The sequence below is a fragment of the Mycolicibacter senuensis genome (assembly GCF_002101885.1).
Lineage (GTDB): Bacteria > Actinomycetota > Actinomycetes > Mycobacteriales > Mycobacteriaceae > Mycobacterium > Mycobacterium senuense.
Genome location: NZ_LQPS01000038.1, coordinates 1 through 25,017, shown reverse-complemented (window position 1 = coordinate 25,017; position 25,017 = coordinate 1). Strand labels below are relative to the sequence as shown.

At 66.7% G+C, this 25,017-nt stretch carries 19 protein-coding genes and 1 pseudogene; 10 read left to right on the top strand and 10 right to left on the bottom strand.

Features of this window, described 5'->3' with window-relative positions:
• The first annotated feature begins 112 nt into the window (after positions 1-112).
• The gene (locus AWC24_RS11975) at positions 113-1,324 is read left to right on the top strand and encodes an acyl-CoA dehydrogenase family protein (RefSeq protein WP_013827812.1); all 1,212 of its coding nucleotides are present in this window, start codon (positions 113-115) and stop codon (positions 1,322-1,324) included.
• 9 nt (positions 1,325-1,333) lie between these two features.
• Here AWC24_RS11975 and AWC24_RS11970 read toward each other — a convergent pair whose 3' ends face one another.
• Positions 1,334-2,074, bottom strand: coding sequence for an SDR family NAD(P)-dependent oxidoreductase (locus AWC24_RS11970; RefSeq protein ID WP_085085188.1), 741 nt, complete (start codon positions 2,072-2,074; stop codon positions 1,334-1,336).
• Positions 2,075-2,151: 77 nt separating this feature from the next.
• Between AWC24_RS11970 and AWC24_RS11965 the strand changes: the two genes are divergently transcribed.
• Complete coding sequence (locus tag AWC24_RS11965) at positions 2,152-2,580, top strand: SRPBCC family protein (protein WP_013827814.1); 429 nt, start codon at positions 2,152-2,154, stop codon at positions 2,578-2,580.
• Positions 2,581-2,752: 172 nt separating this feature from the next.
• Complete coding sequence (locus AWC24_RS11960; protein ID WP_013827815.1) at positions 2,753-3,670, top strand: acyl-ACP desaturase; 918 nt, start codon at positions 2,753-2,755, stop codon at positions 3,668-3,670.
• A 3-nt stretch (positions 3,671-3,673) separates the two neighbouring features.
• Here the strand turns inward: AWC24_RS11960 and AWC24_RS11955 are convergent, their stop codons facing one another.
• From AWC24_RS11955 to AWC24_RS11945, 3 genes are read right to left on the bottom strand one after another with little or no spacing between them, the layout of a single operon-like run.
• Positions 3,674-4,909: an Nramp family divalent metal transporter gene (locus AWC24_RS11955; RefSeq protein ID WP_041317201.1), complete on the bottom strand. Its 1,236-nt coding sequence runs from the start codon at positions 4,907-4,909 to the stop codon at positions 3,674-3,676.
• Complete coding sequence (locus AWC24_RS11950) at positions 4,909-5,985, bottom strand: NAD(P)H-dependent amine dehydrogenase family protein (protein WP_085085186.1); 1,077 nt, start codon at positions 5,983-5,985, stop codon at positions 4,909-4,911. The genes AWC24_RS11955 and AWC24_RS11950 overlap by 1 nt, the downstream gene beginning before the upstream one ends.
• Before the next feature lie 11 nt (positions 5,986-5,996).
• Positions 5,997-6,788, bottom strand: a complete 792-nt coding sequence (locus AWC24_RS11945; protein ID WP_013827818.1) for an SDR family oxidoreductase — start codon at positions 6,786-6,788, stop codon at positions 5,997-5,999.
• Between the two features lie 122 nt (positions 6,789-6,910).
• Here AWC24_RS11945 and AWC24_RS11940 point away from each other — a divergent pair, with 122 nt between their 5' ends.
• From AWC24_RS11940 to AWC24_RS11925, 4 genes are all read left to right on the top strand, one after another.
• The gene (locus AWC24_RS11940; RefSeq protein ID WP_085085184.1) at positions 6,911-8,425 is read left to right on the top strand and encodes an HNH endonuclease signature motif containing protein; all 1,515 of its coding nucleotides are present in this window, start codon (positions 6,911-6,913) and stop codon (positions 8,423-8,425) included.
• A 46-nt stretch (positions 8,426-8,471) separates the two neighbouring features.
• Positions 8,472-9,077, top strand: coding sequence for a TetR/AcrR family transcriptional regulator (locus AWC24_RS11935; RefSeq protein ID WP_083037302.1), 606 nt, complete (start codon positions 8,472-8,474; stop codon positions 9,075-9,077).
• A 69-nt stretch (positions 9,078-9,146) separates the two neighbouring features.
• Positions 9,147-9,593, top strand: a complete 447-nt coding sequence (locus AWC24_RS11930) for an MmpS family transport accessory protein (protein ID WP_205277364.1) — start codon at positions 9,147-9,149, stop codon at positions 9,591-9,593.
• Positions 9,590-12,406, top strand: coding sequence for an MMPL/RND family transporter (locus tag AWC24_RS11925; RefSeq protein ID WP_085085182.1), 2,817 nt, complete (start codon positions 9,590-9,592; stop codon positions 12,404-12,406). The genes AWC24_RS11930 and AWC24_RS11925 overlap by 4 nt, the downstream gene beginning before the upstream one ends.
• Here AWC24_RS11925 and ku read toward each other — a convergent pair.
• Positions 12,403-13,275 (bottom strand): non-homologous end joining protein Ku, encoded by an 873-nt coding sequence (gene ku / locus AWC24_RS11920; protein WP_085085180.1) that lies wholly within the window; start codon positions 13,273-13,275, stop codon positions 12,403-12,405. The two genes, AWC24_RS11925 and ku, sit on opposite strands and share 4 nt — an antisense overlap.
• A 73-nt stretch (positions 13,276-13,348) precedes the next feature.
• Between ku and AWC24_RS11915 the strand changes: the two genes are divergently transcribed.
• Positions 13,349-15,640 carry an ATP-dependent DNA ligase gene (locus tag AWC24_RS11915; RefSeq protein WP_085085178.1) on the top strand — a complete coding sequence of 764 codons (2,292 nt, stop codon included), beginning with the start codon at positions 13,349-13,351 and terminating at the stop codon, positions 15,638-15,640.
• A gap of 83 nt (positions 15,641-15,723) precedes the next feature.
• On the opposite strand, the gene AWC24_RS11910 is transcribed toward AWC24_RS11915, so the two are convergent.
• Genes AWC24_RS11910 through AWC24_RS11895 form a run of 4 tightly spaced genes read right to left on the bottom strand, consistent with a single transcriptional unit; the run spans position 15,724 to position 21,716 of the window.
• On the bottom strand, positions 15,724-17,253 hold the full coding sequence (locus AWC24_RS11910; protein ID WP_085085176.1) for a bifunctional 3-(3-hydroxy-phenyl)propionate/3-hydroxycinnamic acid hydroxylase MhpA: 1,530 nt from the start codon (positions 17,251-17,253) through the stop codon (positions 15,724-15,726).
• A complete protein-coding gene (locus AWC24_RS11905; protein WP_083037308.1) occupies positions 17,250-18,188 on the bottom strand; it encodes a fumarylacetoacetate hydrolase family protein in 939 nt (312 codons plus the stop codon). The genes AWC24_RS11910 and AWC24_RS11905 overlap by 4 nt, the downstream gene beginning before the upstream one ends.
• Before the next feature lie 16 nt (positions 18,189-18,204).
• Positions 18,205-20,589, bottom strand: a complete 2,385-nt coding sequence (locus tag AWC24_RS23345; RefSeq protein WP_083037309.1) for a cellulase family glycosylhydrolase — start codon at positions 20,587-20,589, stop codon at positions 18,205-18,207.
• A complete protein-coding gene (locus tag AWC24_RS11895; RefSeq protein WP_083037310.1) occupies positions 20,586-21,716 on the bottom strand; it encodes a VOC family protein in 1,131 nt (376 codons plus the stop codon). Before AWC24_RS11895 ends, AWC24_RS23345 begins: the two co-directional genes overlap by 4 nt.
• Before the next feature lie 79 nt (positions 21,717-21,795).
• Between AWC24_RS11895 and AWC24_RS11890 the strand changes: the two genes are divergently transcribed.
• Positions 21,796-22,473, top strand: a complete 678-nt coding sequence (locus AWC24_RS11890) for a TetR/AcrR family transcriptional regulator (RefSeq protein ID WP_083037311.1) — start codon at positions 21,796-21,798, stop codon at positions 22,471-22,473.
• Between the two features lie 3 nt (positions 22,474-22,476).
• Positions 22,477-23,424: pseudogene (locus AWC24_RS11885) on the top strand (fumarylacetoacetate hydrolase family protein); the annotation flags it as partial.
• Between the two features lie 7 nt (positions 23,425-23,431).
• On the opposite strand, the gene AWC24_RS11880 reads toward AWC24_RS11885, so the two are convergent.
• Positions 23,432-25,017, bottom strand: a 1,586-nt coding sequence (locus AWC24_RS11880; protein WP_085085173.1) for a cellulase family glycosylhydrolase, incomplete at its 5' end; no start/stop codon positions are given.

Below are 25,017 nucleotides of genomic sequence, written 5' to 3'. Positions count from 1 at the left end.
CCGGCGTCGCTTCTGGGTCGTCATCGATGCCGGCCGTGGTGGACAACAGGACCGGGTGCCACAATCAAGTCGGCCGCGTGCAAGGGCCGCCCACGGATTCCCAGGAGAAACAATGTCGTTCTCGGTAGAGCTCAGTGACGACGTGATCGAGGTCCGGGACTGGGTGCATCAATTCGCCGCCGATGTCGTCCGTCCGGCCGCCGCCGAATGGGACGAGCGTGAGGAGACGCCGTGGCCCGTCATTCAGGAGGCGGCCAAGATCGGCCTGTACTCACCCGAGCTGTTCGCCACGCAAGCCGCCGAACCGAGCGGGATCGGAATGCTGACGGTGTTCGAGGAACTGTTCTGGGGTGACGCCGGGATCGCGCTGTCGATTCTGGGGACCGGCCTGGCGGCCGCCGCCTTGGCGGGCAACGGAACTCCCGAGCAGCTGGGCCGCTGGCTGCCCGAGATGTTCGGGACGGCTGACGAGCCCAAACTCGGGGCCTTCTGCTCTTCCGAACCCGATGCCGGTTCGGACGTGGGCGCGATTCGCACCCGTGCCCGTTTCGACCAAGCCACCCGCGAATGGGTGCTCAACGGCACCAAGACCTGGGCCACCAACGGCGGCATCGCCAACGTGCACATCGTCGTCGCCTCGGTCTATCCCGAACTCGGCTCACGCGGACAGGCCACGTTCGTCATCGGTCCCGACACCGCGGGACTGGCCCAGGGACAGAAGTTCAAGAAGCACGGCATCCGGGCGTCGCACACCGCCGAGATCGTCCTGGATAACGTCCGGCTACCCGAGGACATGATCCTGGGCGGCCGGGAGAAGTTCGAGGAACGGGTCGCCCGCGTCAAATCCGGTGCATCGGCCGGGGGACAGGCCGCGATGAAGACCTTCGAGCGCACCCGCCCGTCGGTCGGGGCGATGGCGGTCGGAGTGGCGCGCGCCGCCTACGAATACGCGCTGGACTATGCCTGCCAGCGTGAGCAGTTCGGCCGCAAGATCGGCGAGTTCCAGGCTGTCGCCTTCAAGCTGGCCGATATGAAGAGCCGTATCGATGCTGCCCGGCTGCTGGTCTGGCGAGCCGGCTGGATGGCACGTAACAACAAATCTTTCGACAACGCGGAGGGCTCGATGGCCAAACTGGTCGCCAGCGAGACCGCGGTCTATGTCACCGACGAAGCGATTCAGATCCTCGGCGGCAACGGTTACACCCGTGACTACCCGGTCGAGCGGATGCACCGCGACGCGAAGATCTTCACCATCTTCGAAGGCACCAGTGAGATCCAGCGCCTGGTGATCGCGCGGGCACTCACCGGTCTGCCGCTGCGCTGACCGCGAAGGCTATCCGGCCGTCTTACCGTTGTCGGTCAGGTACACCGCGCCGTGGACGGCGGCCGCGGCGTCGCTGGCCAGAAACGCGATCACCTCGGCGACGTCGCCCGGTGCGCTCATGCCGCGGGGTGAGGCCACCCGCATGACCAGGTTGACGTCGGCGCCCTCGGGAAGTTGGAAGTTCGTCACCTGCGGGGTCAGCATCCCACCCGGGCACACGGCGTTCACCCGCAACTTCTCCGCGGTGAACTCCACGGCCAGCGACCGGGTCAGGCCTACGAGTCCGTGCTTGGCCGCGCAGTAGCCCGCCGAGTAGGCCTGGCCCTCCACTCCGGCGATCGAGGCGACGTTGACGATGTTTCCGGCCGTCTCCAGCAGGTGCGGCAGCGCTGCGCGACACAGAAAGAACGGCCCATTGAGGTTGACCGCCAGGTCGTGGGCCCAGTCACCGTCGGTGACCTCGAGGGTGTGGCGCATCTGGTGGGCTCCGGCGACGTTGACCAAGACGTCGAGCCGGCCGAACTGCTCGACGCACTGGCCTACCGCCGCCGTGCAGGCAGGCGCGGTGCTGATGTCGGTGCTGGCGAAGCGTCCACCGGGCACATCGGCGAACACCGCGGCCAGCCGTTCGGCATCGCGGGCGAGCCCGAACACCGATGCGCCGCGCCGCGCGAACAGCTGCGCCGCGGCCGCACCGAGCCCCGATGAGGCGCCGGTCACCAGTGCGACTTTGCCTGACAGATCGGTCATCCAGAATCCTCGCCTCAGCCTGTCGATATCCGGCGCAACCGTATAACGTCCACAACATTCGGGAAGGAGGCAGCGGCTTGCGCTACGCCCGCACCGTCGATATCGCCGCCCGGCCCGCCGACGTGTGGGCCGTCCTGGCCGATATCGAACGCTGGCCGGACTGGACGGCGTCGATGCGCGAGATCACCCGACTCGACTCCGGTCCACTGCGAGTGGGCAGCACAGCGCGCGTCCAGCAGCCCGCCGGCCGGCCGTTGGTCTTCACCATTACCGAACTGATAGACGAGCGGTCCTTCACCTGGACGGCATCGGCGGCGGGAATGCGGTCCACCGGCTACCACGAGCTGACACCGGCCGGTTCCGGTGTTCGGGCGGTCCTGACCTTCGCGCTGACCGGTCCGATGGCCTGGCTGGGCAAGTTGGCCGCGGCCGGACGCATCAGGCGATACGTCGATATGGAGGCCGACGGGCTCAAGCGGGAATCGGAGAATCGCGCCAACAGCTAGCGGCGACCGGTCGGAAGGCCGTCCGCGGTACGCCGAATGCGCCGAAAGCGCGAAATTCGGAGGTTGACATGTGCCAAGCTCCATGTTTACCGTGAATGCCGAACCTACGGAACCGTAGGTTCGGCCGGGGGGCCAATCGACTGCCCGCATGTCGATCCGGGATGGAGCAAACATGACGAACGTCCAGACGGCGCTACTGCACGAGCTGGAGCCGATTGTCGAGCAGAATCTCAACCGCCACCTCAAGGCCGCCAAGCCGTGGCTGCCCCACGACTACGTGCCGTGGAGCAAGGGGCGCGACTTCGCCTTCCTCGGGGGCGAGGACTGGGTTCCCGAAGACTCGCCGCTGGACCCGGTCGCCAAGGCCGCGCTGCTGGTCAACCTGCTGACCGAGGACAACCTGCCGTCCTATCACCGGGAGATCGCCACCCGCTTCGGCCGGGACGGCGCCTGGGGTTCCTGGGTCGGGCAGTGGACCGCCGAGGAGGGCCGCCACAGCATCGCGCTGCGCGACTACCTCGTCGTCACCCGGGGCATCGACCCGGTGAATCTCGAGAACATGCGGATGCAGCACACCATCGCCGGGTACGACTCCGGCGACAAGACCCCGCTGCAGGCGTTGGCGTACGTGTCGTTCCAGGAACTCGCCACCCGGGTGTCGCACCGCAACACCGGCAAGGCCTCGGGCTGCCCGATCGCCGACCAGTTGCTGGCCCGCGTCGCTCTGGACGAGAACCTGCACATGGTGTTCTATCGCAACCTGATGGACGCGGCCCTGGACATCGCGCCGGATGAGGCCATGTGCGCCATCCGCGACGAGGTGCTCGGCTTCTCGATGCCCGGCATGAACATGCCCGGCTTCCAGGAGAACGCCCTGCTTATCGCCAAGGCCGGCATCTACGACCTGCGCATCCACCACGACGACGTGGTGCAGCCGGTGCTGCGGTTCTGGAAGGTCTTCGAGCGCGACGGCTTCGGCCCCGACGGTGAGCAGGCCCGCGAACAGATCGACGGGTTCCTCAAGATGGTCGACGAGCGGGCCACGCACTACGAGGAGAAGGCCAAGGCGCGCGAGAGCGTCTCCGCCTGACGCTCAGCCCGTCCCGGTGACGGTCAGGTAGATCAGCGCCATGTTGAGCACGCCGATCACGACCGTGACGGCCCACCCGAGCGCCGACGTCAGCCGCCGGTTCGCGTCCGCGCCCATCAGTGCGCGGTCGCTGGTGAGCCGGATCAGCGGGACCAGGGCGAACGGGATGCCGAACGAGAGCACCACCTGGGAGATCACCAGTGCCCGAGTGGGATCGATGCCCGCCGCCAGGATCACCAGCGCCGGGATCAACGTGACCAGGCGGCGCAGCAGCAGCGGCACCGACACCCGCAACAGGCCCTGCATGATCATCGCGCCGGCGTAGGCGCCCACCGACGTCGAGGCCAGGCCGGAGGCCAACAGCCCGACCGCGAAGAACAGCGCGACCGTCGGGCCGAGCGCATCGCGTACCGCGGCGTGCGCACCCTCGATCGAGTCGGTACCCTCGCGCCCGGCCAGGTTCGCGGCGGCCACCAACAGCATGGCCAGGTTCACCGCGCCGGCAAGCAGCATTGCCAGGCCGACATCCCAGCGGGTCACCCGGAGCATGCGCTGCCGCGCTCGCCCGGCTTCCGGGCGCCCGTGCCGGTCACGGGCCAGGCCGGAGTGCAGATACACCGCATGCGGCATGACCGTGGCCCCCAGGATCGCGGTCGCCAACAGCACGCTCTCGGTTCCGTCGAAGCGGGGCACCAGGCCGCCGGCGACGTCGGTCACCGGCGGCGGACCGACCACCAGGCTGGCCAGGAACCCGATCGCGATGACGGCCAACAGCCCGCTGAAGACCTGCTCGAAGGCCCGCGGCCCACGCCGGTCGCCGACGACCAGCAAGGCCATCGACACCGCGCCGGTGATGATCCCGCCCAACATCAACGGCAGGCCGAAGATGAGGTGCAGGGCGATGGCGCCGCCCACCACCTCGGCGAGATCGGTTGCCATGGCGACCAACTCGGCCTGCAGCCAATACGCGATCCGCGTCGGGCGACGGGCAACACTTCCGACCGCCTCAGGCAGCGAGAGCCCGGTCACCAATCCCAGCTTGGCCGAGAGGTACTGCACCAGACCGGCCATCACGTTCGCCGTGACGATCACCCAGACCAGCAGGTACCCGAAGGTCGCACCGGCGCTGACGTTGGCTGCGACATTGCCCGGGTCGACATAGGCGATGGCGGCGACGAACGCCGGCCCGAGCAGATACCAGCCCGGCTGTCGCCGTACCGGCTTGCCCACGCGCGTCATCAAGGACGAGCGTAAAGCCCCCGTCCGGTGACCAGTGGCAGTTCCAGGGTGGTCCGGATACCCGGCTCAGCGGCCACCACCGCCGGAACGGCGTTGACGACGCGCATGGCGGTGGCCACCAGCCCGGCGTGGTTGTGGTCGCCGTTGGGGCTGGACAGGCACAGGTCCAGCGCATAGGACGGCTCCCCGGTCACCTCGACGCGGTAGGACCCGCCGGGCTGGGCCGGTTGCGGCCACTCCGGGCACAGGTCGTCGCGCAGCCGGGTGACGTGCTCGAGGACGACCGCCGGATGACCGTCGACCATGCCGCGCACCTCGAATCGCAGCGCAGCCGCAGTGCCTTTTGTGATATCGCCGGCGGAGATGGTGAAGTCCTCCGGTGCGGGCACCCGCACGTGGGACTGCTCGACGGAGTCGAGTTCGAGGCCCAGACCGGCTGCCAGCTGGCGCACCACCGAACCCCACGCCAGACTGAGCACGCCCGGCTGCAGCAGCATCGGCACCTCGTCGATCGGCTGGCCGAACCCCATGACGTCGAACATGACGGCGGGGCTGTCATAGGTGGCGTAGTCGACGATCTCCATGCAGCGGATCTGCTGGATGCTCTGACATGTGCCCGCCAGCGCCAGCGGCAGCAGGTCGTTGGCGAAGCCCGGGTCGATGCCGTTGACGAACAGGCTCGCGTTGCCGGCCTTGGCGGCGTCTTCGAGCGGGGAGAGCATCTCGGCGGGCAGCACCTGCCACGGGTACTGCAGGAACACCGCGCTGCTGCCGGCCACGTTGATCCCGGCCGCCAGGATGCGCCGGAAGTCGTCCAGCGCCTCGACGAGCCGGTTGTCGGCCAGCGCGGTGTAGACCACGCAGTCGGGTTTGGCGTCGAGTATCTGCTGCAGGTCGGTGGTCGCGGACACCCCGGTCGGAGTGTCCAGGCCGGCCAGCTCGGCGGCGTCTTTGCCGGCCTTGGCGTCCGAGGACACCCACACCCCGGTCAGCTCGAATTCCGGGTTGGTGATCAGTGCTTTCAGGGCGTGGACACCGACATTGCCGGTGCCGATCTGGGCGACGCGAATGGGCATAGCGGTGTCCTCTACAGGTCGGGGATGGGCAGATCGAGGTTCGGGAACGTGATGCCCCCATCGACCTCGAGGATCTTGCCGGTGAGATAACTTCCCGCCGGCGAGGCCAAATAGACTGCGGCAGCGGCGATATCGGTCGGATCGCCGAGTCGTCGCATCGGGGTCACCTTCTCCATCGGTTCGCGGAGTTCGTCGTTGGACGCCACCACATCCAGCGCGGAGGTCAAGATCGATCCCGGTGCGATGCCGTTGACGCGGATCTTCGGGCACAGGTCCATGGCGGCCAGCCGGGTGTAGTGGGCCAGCGCGGCCTTGGCGGTTCCGTAGGCGGCGAATCCACGCCCGGCCAGCCGCCCCATCGTCGAGGTGATATTGATGACCGAGCCGCCGCCGGCGTGTTCCAGCATCAGCGGCGCGGCGGCGGTGGTCAGCGCGTGCGCGGTGACGACGTTGAAGGTCAGCGCGTCCTTGAGGTCTTTGGCCGAGGTGGCCAGCAACATGTTGGGCATGGTGCCGCCGACATTATTGACGACGATGTCGAGCCTGCCGAAGGCGTCGACGGCCTCAGCTGCCAGCTTGGCGGTCTCTTCGGGGTGGGCCAGGTCGGCGGCGACGATGTGGGCGCGACGCCCGGTGCTTTCGACCTGTTCGGCGACGGCCTCTAGTTGGGATCGGGTACGCGCGGCGATGACGACGTCAGCGCCGGCTTCGGCGAACGCTACGGCGATCGCCGCGCCTAGGCCACGGCCGGCGCCGGTGACGACGGCGACCGAGTTATCGAGTCGGAATCTATCGAGGATCACGTAGGCACGCTAACAAGGATCGGCCGGGAGCTGAACCCCTTTTCTGAAACACGTTCTAATTCAGGCCCGGGCTACCCGGGCGCTGCATGCACATGTCGGCCGATTCGGGTACAGTCGAACACATGTTCGAGAACATTTTGCCGGAGCCGGCGTCGTTAGCCGAGGCTGACGACGCCGCGTTGGTGGCTGCCATCTCGGGGTGGGCCCGGGCCGAGTCGGCTGCGGCGGCGCGTCGGCTGGCCGCGGTCGGTGAGTTGGTGGCGCGGCGCACCCGGGGGACGGACGCGGTGAACCGGTCGCGCTGGTCCTGCGACTATTGGGATGCCGCAGCTTCCGAGGTTGCCGCTGCCGAGCAGATCAGCCACGGCATGGCGTCCTCGCAGATGTATTTGGCCACTGCCTTGCGGGAGCGGCTGCCGAGGGTCGCCGCGCTGTTTCTTGACGGGGCGATCAACTCCCGGCTGGTCGCCACGATCGTCTGGCGCACCACCTTGATCACCAACCCCTACCTGCTGGACGCCGTCGACACCGAGCTTGCCGCGATCGCCACCGGCCTCGGGCCGCTCTCGGCGGCCAAGACCGCTGCGGCCATCGACGCCCTGATCGACCGGTACGACCCCGACGCCATCCGGCGCCAGGAGCGGGATGCCCGGGGCCGCGACATCGTCGTCGACACCCGCAACAGCGAAAACGGCACCACCGCGCTGTGGGGCCGGCTGTTCGCCACCGACGCCACCGCCCTCGACCGGCGCCTGACCCAGTTGGCCCAGACCGTCTGCGACGACGATCCCCGCACCTTGGCCCAGCGCCGCGCCGATGCCCTCGGCGCCTTGGCTGCCGGAGCTGACAGCCTCGCCTGCGCCTGTGGCAACACCGACTGCCCGGCCGGAAACACCGACGCGCGCGCCGGCAACGTCACCGTCTACGTCCTCGCCGAAGAAGCCGCCCTGCGCACTCCGCCCGATCCCCGGTTCGGTAACGGCGAGCCGCAGCAAGATCCCGACCTGGTCGCCGAGCAGCCGCCGACCAACCCGTCGCCCGAGCCCCAGGCACGTCCAGCACGCTCCGGGTACATCATCGGCGGCGGCACGGTACCCGCACCGCTACTGGCCCAGCTCGTCAACAACGGCGCCACCGTCAAACCGCTGCGCGACCCGACCGATCTGCCGGCCGAACCGCACTATCGGCCCTCAACGGCCCTGGCCGCATTTGTCCGGGCCCGCGATCTCAGCTGCCGGTTCCCCGGGTGCGATCAGCCCGCCAGCTACTGCGACGTCGACCATGCCATCGCTTATCCGTTCGGGCCGACCCACCCGGCCGGCCTGCGCTGCCTATGCCGAAAACACCACCTGCTCAAGACGTTTTGGACCGGCCCTGGTGGCTGGCACGATATCCAGCACCCCGACGGCACCGTGGAGTGGACCAGCCCCACCGGCCACACTTACACCACCCGCCCGGGCAGTGCACTCCTCTTCCCCGGCCTGTGCATGCCTATCGGGGCGCCACCGGCAACAACTTCACCAGCATTACCAACCGCGGCCCGCGGCCTGATGATGCCCACCCGCAAGCGCACCCGAATCCAAGACCGCGTCCACCGCATCAACTCCGAACGCGCTCTCAACAAAGCGCCGCCCTGACGTCGCGACTGCGAGCTGAAACCCTCTTTCGAATCGGCGGCGCTCTATGGTTGATGCCGTGAGCCAGAACGTCGACGTTGCCGGCGCCCCAACCTGGTCGCCGCGCGAAGTCGAGCTGTTGGAAGTCACGCTGCAGTTGCTGCAGGAGAACGGCTACGACCGGTTGACGGTGGACGCCGTCGCGGCGAAGGCGCGGGCGAGTAAGGCCACGGCGTACCGGCGCTGGCCGTCGAAGGCCGAACTGGTGTTGGCCGCGTTCACCGAGGGCATCCGCCAGGTCGCCGTCCCGCCCGACACCGGCAGCCTGCGCGGCGATCTGCTGCGACTGGGTGAGCTGGTCTGCGAGCAGACCACGCAGCATGCGGGCACCATCCGCGCAGTGCTGGTCGAGGTGTCGCGAAATCCGGCGCTGAACGAGGTGATGCAGCACCAGTTCGTCGACAAGCGCAAGGCGCTGATGCTCCACATCCTGCGGCAGGCCGTCGATCGCGGCGAGATCGATGCCGCCGCCGTCAACGATGACCTGTGGGACGTGCTGCCCGGATACCTGATCTTCCGGTCTCTGGTGTCGGGCCGGGCGACGACGCCGCGCACGGTGGCGAATCTTGTCGACGAGGTGGTCATCCCGAGCCTGACTCGCGGCACTCGCTGAGGCCCGCCGTCACGAAATCACCGCCGCCGCACTATTGAGCCGTACGGTTCCGTACCGTCCGCTTGGTCGGTGCGCAGACCGTCGCTATTTCCGCTGGTCCGGCGTGGGTGGATGGTCATCGTCGCCGTGGTGGTGGTCGCCGTCGCGGCGTTTTGTGTCTACCGGCTGCACGGCATCTTCGGCGCGGGCGATACCACGTCGACCCAGAGCGACGCGGGCGACGAGATCGTCCCGTTCAACCCCAAAAACGTCGTCTACGAGGTCTTCGGCGCCCCGGATGCCACAGCCACCATCAACTACCTCGATGTCAACGCCGCACCGCAGCAAGTCATCGACGCTCCGCTGCCCTGGCGTTACCAGGCGACGACGACTGAGCCGGCGATCATCGGAGACCTGCGGGCACAGGGGAACGGCCACGTGCTGGGCTGCCGCATCGTCATCGACGGTGAACTCAAAGACGAAAGGATCGTCAACACCGTGAGCGCCTACACCTTCTGCTTGGACAAATCCGGATGAGCGAGGAGGGCCGGCAGCCGTTCTGGCCGCGCACTATTCGCCGTCTGGCATTACCGATCGTGCTGTTCTGGGTGGCGCTGGCCGCGGTGACGAACAGTCTGGTTCCACAGCTGGAGGTGGTCGCCGAAGCCCACAACGTGGGGATGAGCTCCCCGGATGCGCCGTCGTATCAGGCAGCCAAACGTATCGGAAAAGTGTTCCAGCAGTACGACACCGACAGTGCCGCGATGATCGTCATCGAAGGCGAGGAGCCGCTGGGCTCGGAAGCGCACCGGTTCTACGACACCCTGGTCTCCGAGCTGGAGCGCGACACCGAACACGTCCAGCACGTCCAGAACTTCTGGGGCGATCCCCTGACGGCTGCCGGCTCTCAGAGCAACGACGGCAAAGCAGCACTGACACAAGTCTTTCTGGCCGGCAGCCAAGGCGAGACGCTGGCCAACCAGTCCGTCGCAGCCGTCCGCGACATCGTCGAGGGCACCCCAGCGCCGCCCGGGGTCCGCGCCTATGTGACGGGTGCGGCGCCGCTGGTCGCGGACCAGTTCTCGGTCGGCAGCGAGGGCACCAACAAGGTCACCGCGATCACCTTTCTGGTGATCGCGATTATGCTGTTCGCCGTCTACCGCTCGGTCGCCACCACCGTGCTGGCGCTGCTCACCGTAGCCATCGAAATGGCCGCGGCACGCGGATTCGTCGCGTTCCTCGGGTATCACGAGGTCATCGGATTATCAACGTACTCAACGAATCTGCTGACCCTGCTGGCGATCGCCGCGGGAACCGACTACGCGATCTTCATCATCAGCCGCTACCAGGAGGCGTGCGCGGCCGGCGAAGATCCAGAAACCGCGTTCTACACCATGTACCGCGGTACCGCGCACGTCGTGATCGGCTCGGGGCTGACCATCTCCGGCGCCGTGTACTGCCTGAGCTTCACCCGGCTGCCCTACTTCCACACCCTGGGGCTGCCCGCAGCCATCGGCATCTTCGTGGCGCTGATGGCCGCGCTGACCCTGACATCGGCCGTGCTCACCGTGGGCAGTCGATTCGGCCGGTTCGAACCCACCCGGGCGATGCGTACCCGCGGCTGGCGCCGAATCGGCGCCGCCATCGTCCGCTGGCCCGGGCCCATCCTGGTGGTCGCCTGCGCGGTCGCCCTGATCGGTCTGCTCGCCCTGCCGGGCTACAAGACCAGCTACGACGCCCGCGAATACATGCCCGACCGCGCTCCGGCCAACATCGGCTATGCCGCCGCCGAACGGCACTTCTCCCAAGCCCGGCTGAACCCGGAACTACTGATGATCGAATCGGACCACGATCTGCGCAACCCGGCGTCCTTCCTGGTGTTGGAGCGGGTCGCCAAAGCCGTGTTCCACACCCCGGGCATCGCCAAGGTGCAATCGATAACGAGGCCGTTGGGCACTCCGCTCAAGCACACTTCGATACCGTTCGCGGTCGGCCAGGGCAACGTCGCTCAGACCCAGAACCTGAAGTACCAGATGGACCGGGCGGCCGACCTGCTCAAGCAGGCCGCCGAAGCCGAGAAGTCGATTCACACGCTGGAGCAGCAGTACGCGCTACAGCAGCAGCTCGCCGATGCCACCCACACTCAAACCCAGAGCTTTCACGACACCGTCGCCCTCACCAACGACCTGCGTGATCAGATCGCGAACTTCGACGACTTCTTCCGGCCGATTCGCAGCTACTTCTACTGGGAACCGCACTGCTTCGACATCCCCGTGTGCGCGGCGCTGCGCAACGTGTTCGACCTGCAGGACGGCATCGACAAGCTCACCGAAAAGCTCGAACAGCTCACTACGGCCTTCGACCAACTGGACGCCTTGCAACCGCAGCTGGTGGAGTTGATCCCGTCTCAGATCGAAAGCCAGCAGGTCAACCGCGATCTGGCGTTGAACAATTACGCCACCAATTCCGGGATCAGCGACCAGTCCGCGGCCGCGAACGACAACCCGGCCGCCATGGGCCAGGCCTTCGACGAAGCCAAGAACGACGACTCCTTCTACCTGCCGCCCGAGGCGTTCGACAATCCCGAATTCAAACGCGGGATGAAGCTGTTCCTGTCGCCGGACGGCAGAGCGGCGCAGCTGATCATCACCCACGAAGGCGACCCGGCGACCCCCGAAGGCATCGCGCACATCGACAGGATCCGTGACGCTGCGAAGGAAGCCGTCAAGGGCACGCCGCTGCAAGGCTCGCACATCTACCTTGCCGGTACCGCATCCACCTACAAGGACGTCGCCGACGCCGCCAAGTACGACCTGCTGATCGCGGGGATCGCCGCGCTGAGCCTGATCCTGCTGATCATGATGATCCTCACCCGAAGCCTGGTCGCCGCGATCGTCATCGTGGGCACGGTCGCGCTCTCGCTAGGCGCCTCATTCGGTCTGTCGGTGCTGGTATGGCAGTACATCTTCGGCATTCACCTGTACTGGATCGTGCTGGCCCTGGCCGTCATCCTGCTGCTGGCGGTGGGTTCGGACTACAACCTGTTGTTGATCTCACGGTTCTCCGAGGAGATCGATGCAGGCTTGAACACCGGGATCATCAGGTCGATGGGTGGGACCGGGTCGGTGGTGACGGCCGCCGGTTTGGTGTTCGCCGCCACCATGGCGTCGTTCATCTTCAGTGACCTCCGGATTCTCGGCCAGATCGGGACCACCATCGCGCTCGGTCTGCTGTTCGACACGTTGATCGTGCGGTCGTTCATGACACCGGCCATCGCTGCGTTGCTCGGGCGATGGTTCTGGTGGCCGCAACGGGTGCGCCAGCGGCCCGCGGTGACGGAAAGTGGTTAGGTCCGCGACTTCTTGGCGGGAGCCTTCTTTGCCGCGGTTTTCTTGGCGGGGGTCTTTTTCGCCGGGGACTTCTCGGCGGCCGACCGCTTCTTCACGCTGGCCTCCAGCTTGGCCAGCAGGTCGGAGACGTCTTCGGTGGCGTCCAGTTCGGCGGGCCGCTCCTCGGGGGTGAACGCCTCGTCGCCCTCGAGCTTCGCCGCGATCAACTCGTGCAGCTGTTCCTGGTAGGTGTCGTGGTAGCGGTCGGGGTCGAAATCGTCGGCCATCGACTCGACCACCTGCCCGGCCATCTTCAGCTCGGCCGGCTTGATATCGACCTTGACGTCGAGCGCGGGGAAGTCGGGGTCGCGAATCTCGTCCGGCCACAACAGCGTGTGCACCATCATCACGTCGCGCTTGGAGAAGTCCTTGACCCGCAGGGCCGCCAGCCGGGTCTTGTTGCGGAGGGTGAAATGGACGATCGCCACCCGGTCGGTCTCGGCCAACGTCTTCGCCAGTAGCACATAGGATTTTATCGATTTCGTCGCCGGCTCCAGAAAGTAGGAGCGGTCGAAGAGCATCGGGTCCAGGTCGGCGGCCGGGACGAACTCGAGCACCGCGATCTCGTGGTCGCGCTCTTCGGGGAGATTCGCGAGGTCGTCGTCGGTGATCACCACCATCCGGCCGTCGTCGGACTCATACGCCCGGGCGATGTCGCCGTATTCGACGACTTCACCGCACTCCTCGCACACCCGCCGGTAGCGGATCCGCCCGTTGTCCTTGGCGTGCACCTGCCGGAACTTGATGTCGTGGTCCTCGGTGGCGGTGTAGACCTTCACCGGGACGTTGACCAGACCGAATGCGATCGAACCCTTCCAGATGGAACGCATGAGGCCAGTATGCCCACCCCAACATGCGAGTAACCGGTATTGAGACGACGTGGCCGCGACGTAAGTTGACAGCATGGGCGCTGAGCCGTTCCAGACGAGGGCGAAGCTGACCAACGCCGACAAGGTGCTCTACCCCGCGACGGGCACCACCAAGGCCGACGTCTTCGACTACTACACGCGTATCGCCGAGGTGATGCTGCCGCACATCGCCGGACGCGCGGCGACCCGCAAACGCTGGCCCAACGGGGTCGAACAGGACTCCTTCTTCGAAAAGCAACTTGCCTCCTCGGCACCGGAATGGCTGCACCGCGCCGACATACAGCACCGTTCCGGCACCACCACCTATCCGATCATCGACGACGCCGATGGTCTGGCCTGGATTGCCCAGCAGGCCGCGCTGGAGGTCCACGTGCCGCAGTGGAGATTCGAGGCTGAGTGGACGCGTGGCGGCGAAATACTCAGGCCCGGCCCGGCGACGCGCCTGGTGTTCGACCTGGACCCCGGCGAGGGCGTGGCGATGTCTCAACTCGCCGAGGTGGCGCGCGCTATCCGAGAGCTGATGTCGGAGCTGGACCTGGAAGCGTTCCCGCTCACCAGCGGCAGCAAGGGAGTGCACGTCTACGCCGCCCTCGACCGCCCGGTAGCCAGTACCGGCGCCGTCACGGTGGCCAAACGCGTTGCGCAGCAACTCGAAAGCGCTATGCCGAAGCTGGTGACCGCGACCATGGCCAAGAAACTGCGGGCCGGGAAGGTCTTCGTCGACTGGAGCCAGAACAACGCGTCGAAGACCACCATCGGGCCGTACTCGCTGCGGGGTCGTGAGCACCCGACGGTGGCCGCCCCGCGCACCTGGGAGGAGTTGGACGACCCGGACCTGCGGCAGTTGCGCTACGACGAGGTGCTGGCCCGCGTCGAGCGCGACGGCGACCTGCTGGCGGCACTGGACCCGCCGGTACGCAAGAGGGATCGGCTCGCCGCATACCGGGCCAAACGCGACGCGGGCAAGACCCCCGAACCGGTGCCGGCCACCGCCCCCGTCCCGGGCGAGGGCAACAGTTTCGTCATCCAGGAGCACCACGCACGGCGACTGCACTACGACTTCAGGCTGGAGCGCGACGGCGTACTGGTCAGCTGGGCGGTGCCCAAGAACCTGCCCGACACGCCGTCGGTCAACCACCTCGCGGTGCGCACCGAGGATCATCCGCTGGAGTACGGCGGCTTCGAAGGCACCATCCCCAAGGGCGAGTATGGTGCCGGCACGGTGCGCATCTGGGATTCGGGCAGTTATGTGACCGAAAAGTTCGAGGACACCGTGGAGAAAGGGGAGGTGATCGTCGTGCTGTCCGGCAGTCGGATCTCCGGGCGGTACGCGCTGATCCGGACCAGCGGCGACCAGTGGCTGGCGCACCGTATGAAAGACCAGCGGGCGTTCGCGTTCGCCGACCTGGACCCGATGCTGGCCACCCATGGTTCCGTGAGCAGACTGTCCCCGAGCGAGTGGGCCTTCGAGGGGAAGTGGGACGGCTACCGACTCCTGGTCGAGGCCGACCACGGGAGGGTGCGACTGCGGTCGCGCAGCGGGCGCGACGTTACCGGGGAATACCCGCGAATGCAGGCGCTGGGTGACGACCTCACCGAGCACCACGTGGTGCTCGACGGTGAGCTTGTGGCACTTGACGACGCCGGTGTGCCCAGCTTCGCCGAGATGCAGAACAACCCACGCTCTCCTCGCCTGCAGTTCTGGGCCTTCGACCTGCTCTATCTCGACGGTCGCCCGTTGTTGCGTGCGTCCTACCGGGATCGCCGGCGCCTCTTGGAAACCTTGGCGCGGGGAACCGATCTGGTGGTCAAAGACCTGCTGTACCCCGACGGAAAACAGGCGCTCGAACAGTCTCGCAGCCTCGGCTGGGAGGGAGTCGTTGCCAAGAAGTGGGGTTCGCCGTATCAGCCGGGGCGCCGGTCGACGGCATGGGTCAAGGAAAAGCGCTGGCGGACCCAGGAGGTCGTGATCGGCGGTTGGCGGGCCAGAAGAGGGAGTGGCCGAAATGGAATGAGTGGGGGGATCGGCTCGCTGCTGATGGGAGTTCCCGATGCTGACGGCCTGCGATTCGTTGGCCGGGTCGGTACCGGTTTCACCGATCGCCAGCTGGCCGACCTGAAGAAGATGCTGATGCCGCTGCGCGCCGACGAATCACCTTTTAGGGCACCGCTTTCCCGGCTCGATTCCGAGGGCGTCACGTTTGTGGAACCGACCATCGTGGGGGAGGTGCGCTACAGCGAGCGGACGGCCGACGGCCGGCTGCGCCAGCCGAGCTGGCGGGGACTGCGGGCCGACAAGACGCCCGACGAGGTGACCTGGGAATAGCGATGCCGGGCTCGTAAACCGGGATAACAGCCGTTGGCGATGCTCGAATTGCCTTTCATGCCTCAGGGAATACGGCGAAATCACTAGTGCTCTGACACATCGGTCCGCACGGCCGAAGCGAACCGGGGCGTGGCGGTGACCAGGGCGCTCAGGCTCCGGCTGGCACGCATGACGGTACGGTCGGGTCTGATGATCGCGGCGGTCGCATGCCCGCGGTGCAGCCAACGCGCCAGCTCGCTTCCGGGTTGGGCGATGTGCATGACGGCGCCGTGTTCCGCGAGCAGGTCCTGGTGGAAGGGGAGGGGCCGCGTCGTGGCGACGAGGGCGAATCCGTCCCCGAGGACCGTGTCGAGACGACGGCCGTCGGCCAGCAGGGGATTGGGGCACAATGTTCCGGCCAGATTGCGCGGGTGGCGATCCCGGATGACCAGTGCGGATCGGCGCAGCGCCGGGGTCTTGCTGTTGACCACCCGCTCGCGGATGCCGGGAATCAGATGCAGCCGAGGGGCGATCGTCCGCCGCAGAACGTTTCCGATGTGCCCGCCCGCGGTCATCGCCCGGCCCATGCCCAAGGCCAATGCGATCATCATGCGGGCGTGCGGCTTGCGTTCCTGCTCATAAGTGTCCAATAGATTCGCCGATAGGTCGCCCGTGATCACGCCGGCCAACTTCCACGACAGGTTCATGGCGTCACGTAGCCCGGCGCCCATGCCCTGGCCGATAAATGGGGGCGTGAGATGGGCGGCATCGCCGAGCAGGAATACGTTGCGGTCTCGCCATCGATTCGCAATCTGCGCACGGAAGGTGTACTCGGTAACCCGCACCACCTCGAGGTCGTCATCGGAGGTGTCGCTTATCCAGGGCGCAATCAGGGCGCGAAGCGTCTCCATGGTGCTGTAGTCGTCGGCGGTCTCGCCGGGCAACAAGCGAAATTCCCAGCGGTAGCGGGCCGGGCCGATGCGCATGAAGGTAGCGGCGCGTACCGGGTTGCACACCTGATGCACACCGTCCCATTGGTTCAGTTCAGCGTCGGTGGCCACGTCGGCAACCAGCCAGCGTTGCTCGAATCTCAGGTCCTCCATCGCGGCGCCGATCGAGGTGCGCACCACGCTGTTAGCGCCGTCGCAGCCGAGGACGTAGTTGGTCTCGACGATGTGCTGGTTCCCGCTGGGGCGGTCGGTGAAGGTCACTCGGACACGGCCCGGGGCGTGCTGGGTGACGTCGGTGACTTCGGAGTTACCCCGAAGCTGAATCCCGGCGCGCTTTTTGGCGTTGTCGCGCAGTAGGGCTTCGAACTCGGGTTGGTCGAACATGTTGGCTTGCGGGAACCCGTGAATGCTCTCGGCGGTGTCGCGATGAAACTCCGCGAGCACACGCAGGTGCTGATCGAGTAGCCGTAGGCCCAGCGCGGGCCGTGAGATCGCGGCGAATTGTTCGGCAATCCCGAGTCGGGCGACGATCCGGTTGCTCTCGTCGTCGAGGTGGACCGCTCGCGGTTGTGGATACACGCCCTCCCAGCGGTCCAGGATCAGACACGAGATGCCATAGTCTGCAAGCAAAGTGGCCGCGGTTACGCCGGTCGGGCCGCCGCCGACAATGACCAGATCGGTCACGCGAAGCTCACCTCAGTGCGCTGGGCGCCGAGAGCGATGGCGCCGTCGTCGGTGGCAGCCGACAGCTCTACGACATCGCCGTGCTTCAGGTACTTCGGATTGTCCGTTTGGCGTTTGAAGAAGGCCTTCCATTTGATCGCCGGCGGCAGCAGCGAGCCGATGATCTCTATCGGCTTGGGTGGGGCGCTCAGTGCGGTCCCGACCGGAGTGCCGGTCATCACCAGGTCGCCCGCGTCCAGCCGTTGGAACCGCGTCAACGCCTGCAGTGCCTGTAGGGGCTGGTAGATCATGTCACCGCCGACGAGGGCGTCTTGGCGCATGTCGCCGTTGACGCGCAGTTGAAGGCGCAGATCGCCGAACCGCTTGAGCTCGTCGGCGTCGAGCAGGACCAGGGCCGGGCCGACCGGGGTGAAGGTCGGGTACGACTTGGCTTCGTAGAACTGGGTCTGCGGGAGCTGGATGTCGCGGGCCGAAACGTCGTTGGTGACAACCAGACCGGCGATGAAGTCGGCCAGGTTGGTCTCGGTGATCTCGGTGCCCACCGGGACCTCGCGCGCGATGACCAGGCCGATCTCCACTTCGTAGTCCAGGAACCGTACGTGCGCAGGCTTGATGATGTCGTCGAACGGTCCGCTGATCGACCCGGACGTCTTGCGAAAGAAGGTCAGCGGAATGGCCTTCGGGTTCATCCCGGCGTCTTTGACGTGTGAGGCGTAGTTGGTCATCTGCGCCACGACGCGACACGGTGCGGTCACGGGGGAGAGCAGCTCGAGGTTGTCGACCGGCGCCGTGCCGCGGCTGTGCGCGGCGGCGTCGATGGCCGCGCGATCAGCCAGCACCTGTCCGGTGGTGGTTGCCGTAGTGGCGATCCGCGCGGCGCCCGTGGTGGTGTGGACCCACCATGCGTCGGCGGTGCGGAGAATGGCAATGGTCATGAGTTCGCTACTTTCATCAGGCCCGGGTGATGGTGACGGTGATATCGCCGGAACCGGTGTCGGACGCGATGACCAGTGTCGTCGTACCCGCAGGCGAGATGACATGCCCACCAGTGACTTCCACGTGGTATCCAGCTGGGTACTGGATGGGCGGGACCGCGATCTGGGTCAGGGATCCGGCCGGGAAGCTTCCTTCGCCGCTGACCATGTCGGTGGAGTAGGTGAAGGTGAATACGCCGTCGTCGAACGACCACGCTCCGGGTGTCCCCGCAACCGCCTGCGGGTAGGGCTCCGCGGTCGCTTTGAGCACGTCGTGGTTGACGTTGCCCGGGGCGTCCAGTGGCTCATGGGGGTTGTTGACCAGGGAGCCGGGCCCGCTGGTGGCCGGATCGTTCAAGGCGGTGTACTCCCACTTCTGCCAACCCAGGCCGTGCTGGTTGATGATGTCGACGGCCTGCTGCAGTCCGATCGGGTTGTTGCCGAATTCGGTCACCAGACCTGGGATGTTGTGGGCAGCCATGTACGACTCGGCGTTATTGAGGGTGTTGGTGATCACCAGGCCGCAGAGGAAATCGGTGCCCAGGATGACCGTCTGAACGCAGTAGTCGTGAAACGAGAAAAGCGTGTTGTCGTCGTCCATGGCGCCGAGGTGGGTCGGCAGGCCCATACCGAACATAAATTGCGGCTCGACATACACCGGCGTGGCGTCGTCGACCGAGCGGATCGCCGAGATGACTTGGTTGTAGAAGGGAGTCAGCTTCTCGGCTTCGAAGTGCGAACTGCCGAACACAGTTGCCATCCAGCCCGAACCGGGCCACGGCTCGTTCATGACGTCGTAGCCGCTGATGTTGGCGTCGTCTTTGAAGTAATTGGCGACGTGTTGCCACATCTGGGCGTAGTGATCCTGCAATCCCATCCCGCCCGAAATCTTGGTGTTGCTCCAGAACGCGTCCCAGGCGTTGTTCATCGCCGGATTCAAAAAGTTGCCGTAGGGAAAGGGAATCTGGTTGTTGAACGCGTCGCCGGTCTCCACCGCCCATGGGGGTGCGCCCTCTGCGGTGAAGACACTGCTGTACATGTCTTGATGCATGTCCAGGAAGACGTGGATGCCGTGCGCCTGCAAGATATCGGCGGTTTCTTTGATCTGGGCGAGATAGGCATCGTTGTAGACACCGGGTGCGGGTTCCACGGCCTCCCATATCAACCCCAGCCGGATCGAGTTGAAGCCGTTGTCAGCGAGGAACTGCGCATCTTTCTCGCCGAACCCGACGCCCTGCGCCGTGAACGGCGGAACCTTGTAGACCTGATTGAAGCCGTGCAGAACGACCGCTCGGCCGTCGGTGTCGGTGATCCAGGTTCCCTCGTGCCCTAGGTTGCTGACCCCGCCCGGTGCGATCCCGTTCCCATGGGCGCCGACATCGCCGTGGGTGCCGAGCGGGCCGCCGTTACCACCCGCCCCGCCGAGCGCCGGCAGACCCTGTGGGGTGCCGCCCACCGCACTGTCACCCCCTGCACCGCCGTCCCCGCCTCCGCCGAACAGGCCGGTGGCGCTGCCGCCGGTGCCGCCATAGCCGCCGTCGGGCCCGTCACCGCCGGCCCCGCCGTGACCGCCGACACCGAACAGCCAGCCCGGAGCCGCGCCCCCGGCTCCGCCGGAGCCACCCGCCCCGGTCAGCACATCGGCGGCGCCGGACCCGCCTGCGCCGCCGGTCCCCCCGATGCCCATCAACATGCCGCCGGCACCGCCTGCCCCGCCGGGGGCACCGTTCCCGCCTACTCCGCCGGCTCCGCCGTTGCCGAACAGCCCGGCTGCTCCGCCCCCGGCGCCGGCCACGCCGGCAGCGACACCTTCGTCCGGGCTGCCGTAACCGTCGCCGCCGTCGCCGAACAACCAACCGCCGTTGAAGCCCTGCGCGTGAATGAGCGTGCCATCGGCGCCGTTGGCGATCATCGGACCCAGGCCCAGGCCGGAGCTGAGCTTGTTCAACAGATCCAGGAGCGGGTCGTCACTGGCAATCCAGTTCTGCATCGCGTCGTGCAGCGGCATGTAGAGAACCTGGCCCACCAGCGAATTCCAGTCGTTGGCCGCTGGTGCAGCAGCCGCCGCGCTGTCAGCGCTGCGGCCCAACTCGGCAAACACGGCATCCCAGTGAGCGGGGGCCAAAAAGCTATCCCAGGCGGAGGGACTTGACGCGGCCGCCCAATCCAACCCATCGGTCGCGGTATCGAAGAAAGGCGCAAACGCCTCCGCGACCGCGGCATCGAGATCGGCCTGCGCCACCGGAGCTGACATCAGTAGCGCCATCCCGAATGCGATGGAGGTGCTCGCCGCACCGATACGCCTCAGACCTGTGCGCCCCAGCCGTTGCCCGGTGGTGGTGCGGCGAATGGCAATGCTCATGAGTTCGCTACTTTCATCAGGCCGATCAGTCGTTTGACATCGAATTCGTTGTCGTCGCGCAGCGCGGAGACCAGCGAGAGCGCGTCGTGGCGCAGGGATCTGGGGCTGGTTCCCAGAAAATCCTTGGTCGCGGGTGGACCCCATTGGGCTAGACCGGACGCTGTGAACGGCGCCCAGCCGGGTTGCAGAGTGTTGTCGAACATGTCGCCGTCAGCGAAGTGCTCGACGAGGAATCCATCGGGGTCGCGCCAGTAGTCGAAGAGCTGGCTGCCCTGGATGTGGCGGCCGATGCCCCAGGAGCGGAAATACCCTTGCTCCCTGAGGTATTCGCCGCCGGCGGCCAGCGCATCGAGGTCACAGACCTGGTAAGCCGAGTGCACGTACCGGTTCGCCGGGCCGAGTGCGAGGGCCAGGGTGTGGTGATCGGCGGGGGTGGCGCCGCGGTCGCAGCGGATGAAGCTCATCGTCGGCCCGCGGTCACGCTGACCGGGGAAGAACAGGAAATCACTGACAATCATCCCCAGGGTGTCGAGATACCAGTTCAGCGCCTTCAGGTACTTGGTGGTCTGCAGCACGACATGCCCGAGCCGCTGTACCTTCGTGGGCTCGCGCGGTGGGCGTTGGGTGGCATTGATGCGACGCAGCTCGTGTCCGAAATTGAAGGTGTGCGGAACCTGGGCTTCAAGCGCGGCCAGCTGGTGAGTTCCGGCCACGACACGCACCGGAATACCGCTCGGGTCGACCAGGTCGACCGAGGTGCCGCCGATCGACTCGGGCAGCGGCCTGGCGTGGGAGCCCGTCGCATCCGCAAGGTGCAGCAGATCGGCCTCATCAGCTGCTGAGAAGGCGACGCCGCAAAACCGGGTGCCCGAATCGCGGCGGATGAGCACACACGGCGAGCCGGTGTCCGTGCCGCGCAGGTGTAGTTCGTTCGCGGTTCGCAGAACGGTGGCGAAGCCGAACGCCTGGGCGAACGCCTCTGCGCGCGCCAGATCGGGCTTCTCGAACTCCACCCAGGCGATGTCACGCACTTTGATGACCGGATTGCGGGACCGCCCGGCGTGCTCGCCTTTGCGGGCGCCCTGCTCGCTGTGCAGGTCACGGTGGGTGCCGAGCAGCTCGCTCACGCTGCCTCCTCGATTGAGTGACGAAATCGTCACATACGAGCGTTTACTCAGTCAAGAAAAGTTGACGAAATCATCAGCAATGACGTCCTCCGCTATTGTTTTGGTCGTGGGCCAACGGCAGGGCGAGCCGGTCAACCGGCTGGAGCGCCGGAAGCGGCGGACGCGTGCAGCGCTGATTGAGGCTGCTCAGGCCTTGATTGCGGCAGGAAAACTCAACGTGCCGGTGTTGGAGATCACCCAGACCGCCGACGTCGGGATGGGCTCGTTCTATAACCACTTCACCAGCAAGGAGGAGCTGTTCGAGGCAGCGGTCGCCGACATCCTGGACAGTCACGGCGCATTCCTGGACGGGCTCACCGCTTCGATCGAAGATCCCGCGGAAACGTTCGCGTGCAGCTTCCGGCTGACCGGACGCTTATTCCGCCGCCGACCGCAGGAGAGCCAGATCATTCTCAGCGGGGGACTCGACCTGCTGTCCGCGGATCGCGGCCTCGCTCCACGCGCACGACGTGACATCAAGGCGGCGGCAGCGGCGGGACGCTTCGGCATCGACGACCCCCAACTCGCGTTGGCCGTCGCTGCCGGTGCGCTATTCGGTCTCGGAAAGCTCTTGCAAGACGAGCCGGAACGTGACGACGCGCAGGCTGCCGACAAGGTCACCGAAGACCTGTTGCGGATGTTCGGGATGACCGCCGAAGAAGCCCGCGAAGTCTGCCGACGGCCGCTACCCGACATCGCCGTGGTGAGTGAGGATTGACCGGTGCGGTGGGTGACCTATCGAAGCGAGGACGGCGAACGTGCCGGGGTGCTGCGCGGTGAGGTGATCCACGCGGCGGAGCCGGGGGTGACGCTGCTGGACCTGATCGGGCGTGGCCCGGACGGGCTGCGCGAAGCCGGTGAGCGGGCGCTCGACACACCGTCAGCGACGGTAAGGGTCGATCAGGTGCGGCTGATGGCACCGATCCCGCGCCCGCCGTCGATCCGCGACGGCCTGGGCTTTTTGGAGCACATGCGCAACTGCCGGGTGGCGACCGGCCGCAGCCCGGTGCTCGACGACACCTGGTATCAGATTCCGGCCTTCTACTTCGCCTGCCCGGCAACGGTGCTGGGGCCCTACGACGATGCGCCTACGGCTCCCGGCAGCGCCTGTCAGGACTTCGAACTGGAGGTCGCCGCGGTCATCGGGATCACCGGGGCGAACCTGTCGGTGGCGCAAGCCGAACGGGCCATTATCGGCTACACCATCTTCAACGACTGGTCGGCGCGCGACCTGCAGGCCCAGGAGGGCCGGCTGGCGATCGGGCAGGCCAAGGGCAAGGACAGTGGCGTAACCCTGGGGCCGTACCTGGTGACTCCTGACGAACTGGAACCGTACCGCCGCGACGGCCGGCTCAGCTTGCACGCCACCGCGATCGTCAACGACGTGATCGTCGGAATGGGCTCCACCGGAAGTATGGACTGGAGCTTCGCCGAGATCATCAGCTACGCCTCGCGCGGCGTGCCGTTGGTGCCCGGTGACGTCTTCGGTTCCGGCACCGTGCCCACTTGCACTCTCCTTGAGCATCTGAATCCCGATGCACCACAATCATTTCCGGGCTGGTTGCGCGACGGTGACGTGGTGACCCTGCAGGTACAGGGTCTCGGCGAAGTACGCCAGACCGTGCGCGCCAGCGCTCCGCCGCTGCCGCTGGCGGAGCGCCCGCGCCCCTAGACGGCTACGGCTTGGCGGTGACGGTCACGGTGACGGTGGTAGCGCCGGAGGCCGAGTCGATGGTCAGCACCGGGGCGTTGGCGACCGAGGTGACGGTTCCGCCGGTCACGTCAACGGTGTAGCCGTTCGGGTACTGGCTGGGTGGCACGGAGATGGTGGTCTGCGAGCCGGCGTCGAAGCTGCCGGCGCCGTCGGCCTGGTCGGTGGAGTAGCTGAACGTGAAGACGCCGTTCTCGAACGACCAGGAGATCGGGGTGCCCGAGATCAGTTGCGGGTAGGGCTGGGCCAGCACGTCGAGTTTGTCCCAGTTGACGTTGTCGCCGACCGGTGGCTGGCTCGGGTCGTACACCAGCGCCTGATCCTCCGGCGAGATGCTGGTGATGTCCTTGCCGCTGTAGGCCCATTCGGACCAGCCGAACAGATACCGGTTGGCGCCGTCCAGGCTCGCCTGGATGGCGCCGAGGTTGTTGGTGGCGCCGAACTCGCTGAGCCACCCCGGAATGTTGTGCTCCTGCATGTAGTCCTGCGCGTAGCCGAACACGATGTCGGCGTTCCAGTCGCAGCCGAAGCTGGTGCCCGGGAACAAGGCGGTGGTGAGGCAGTAGTGGTGGAACGAGAAGGCCGAGTTGGGGTCGTCCACCGTGCCCAGGTGCGTCGGCACCGGCGTGCTGCCGAAGAGGGTGTTCGGTTCGAAGAACACCGTCTTGTGGGGGTCGACGGATCGGATGGCCGCGTCGATCTGGTTGTAGAACGGGGTCAGCTGCTGGGCCTCGAAGTACGGGTTGCCCAAAATGCTGCCCAGCCAGTGCGAGCCGGCCCACGGCTCGTTCATGATGTCGTAGCCGGCGACGTTCTCGTTGCCCTTGAAGTAGTCGGCGACGGCCTGCCACATCAGCGCGTAGTGGTTCTGCAACCCGATCCCATCGGATGCCTTGGTGTTGGCCCAGAAGGCATCCCAGGCGTGGTTCTGCGCCGGGCTCAGGGGGTAGGTGGCGGGGAAGCCCGCACCGATGTGGGGTAGACCGCCGTTGAAGGTGGCCCAGTCCGGTGCGCCCTCGCCGCCGAACTCCTCGTTGTAGAGGTCCTGGTGCATGTCGAGAATCGCGACGATGTTGTGGCGGGCCAGGATCGCCACGGTGTCCTCGATCGAGGCCAGGTAGTCGTAGTCGATGACGCCCGGCTCCGGTTCCACCCCGGCCCAGATGACGCCCAGGCGCACCGAATTGAAGCCGTTGGCGGCCAGGAACGCGGCGTCGTCGTCGTCGAACCCGTCGCCCGATGGCGTATAGGGTGCGACCTTGTAGACCTGGTTCAGTCCGTGCCAGATGACGACCTGGCCGTCTTCATTGACCAGCCAACCGTTTGATACCTCCACCGGAGGCGGGACGGTGTCGGTGATGCCGCCCGGCACGGCGCCGAACCGGCCGACCGCGCCGTGGTCGCCGGCCCACAGTCCGGCGGTGCCGCCGACGCCGCCGAGAGCGGGCAGTCCGGCCGCGGTGGGGCCCTCGCCGGCATCGCCGCCGTCACCGCCGTTGCCCCACAGCCAGCCGCCGGCCCCGCCGTCACCGCCGGCGGCCCCGGCACCCC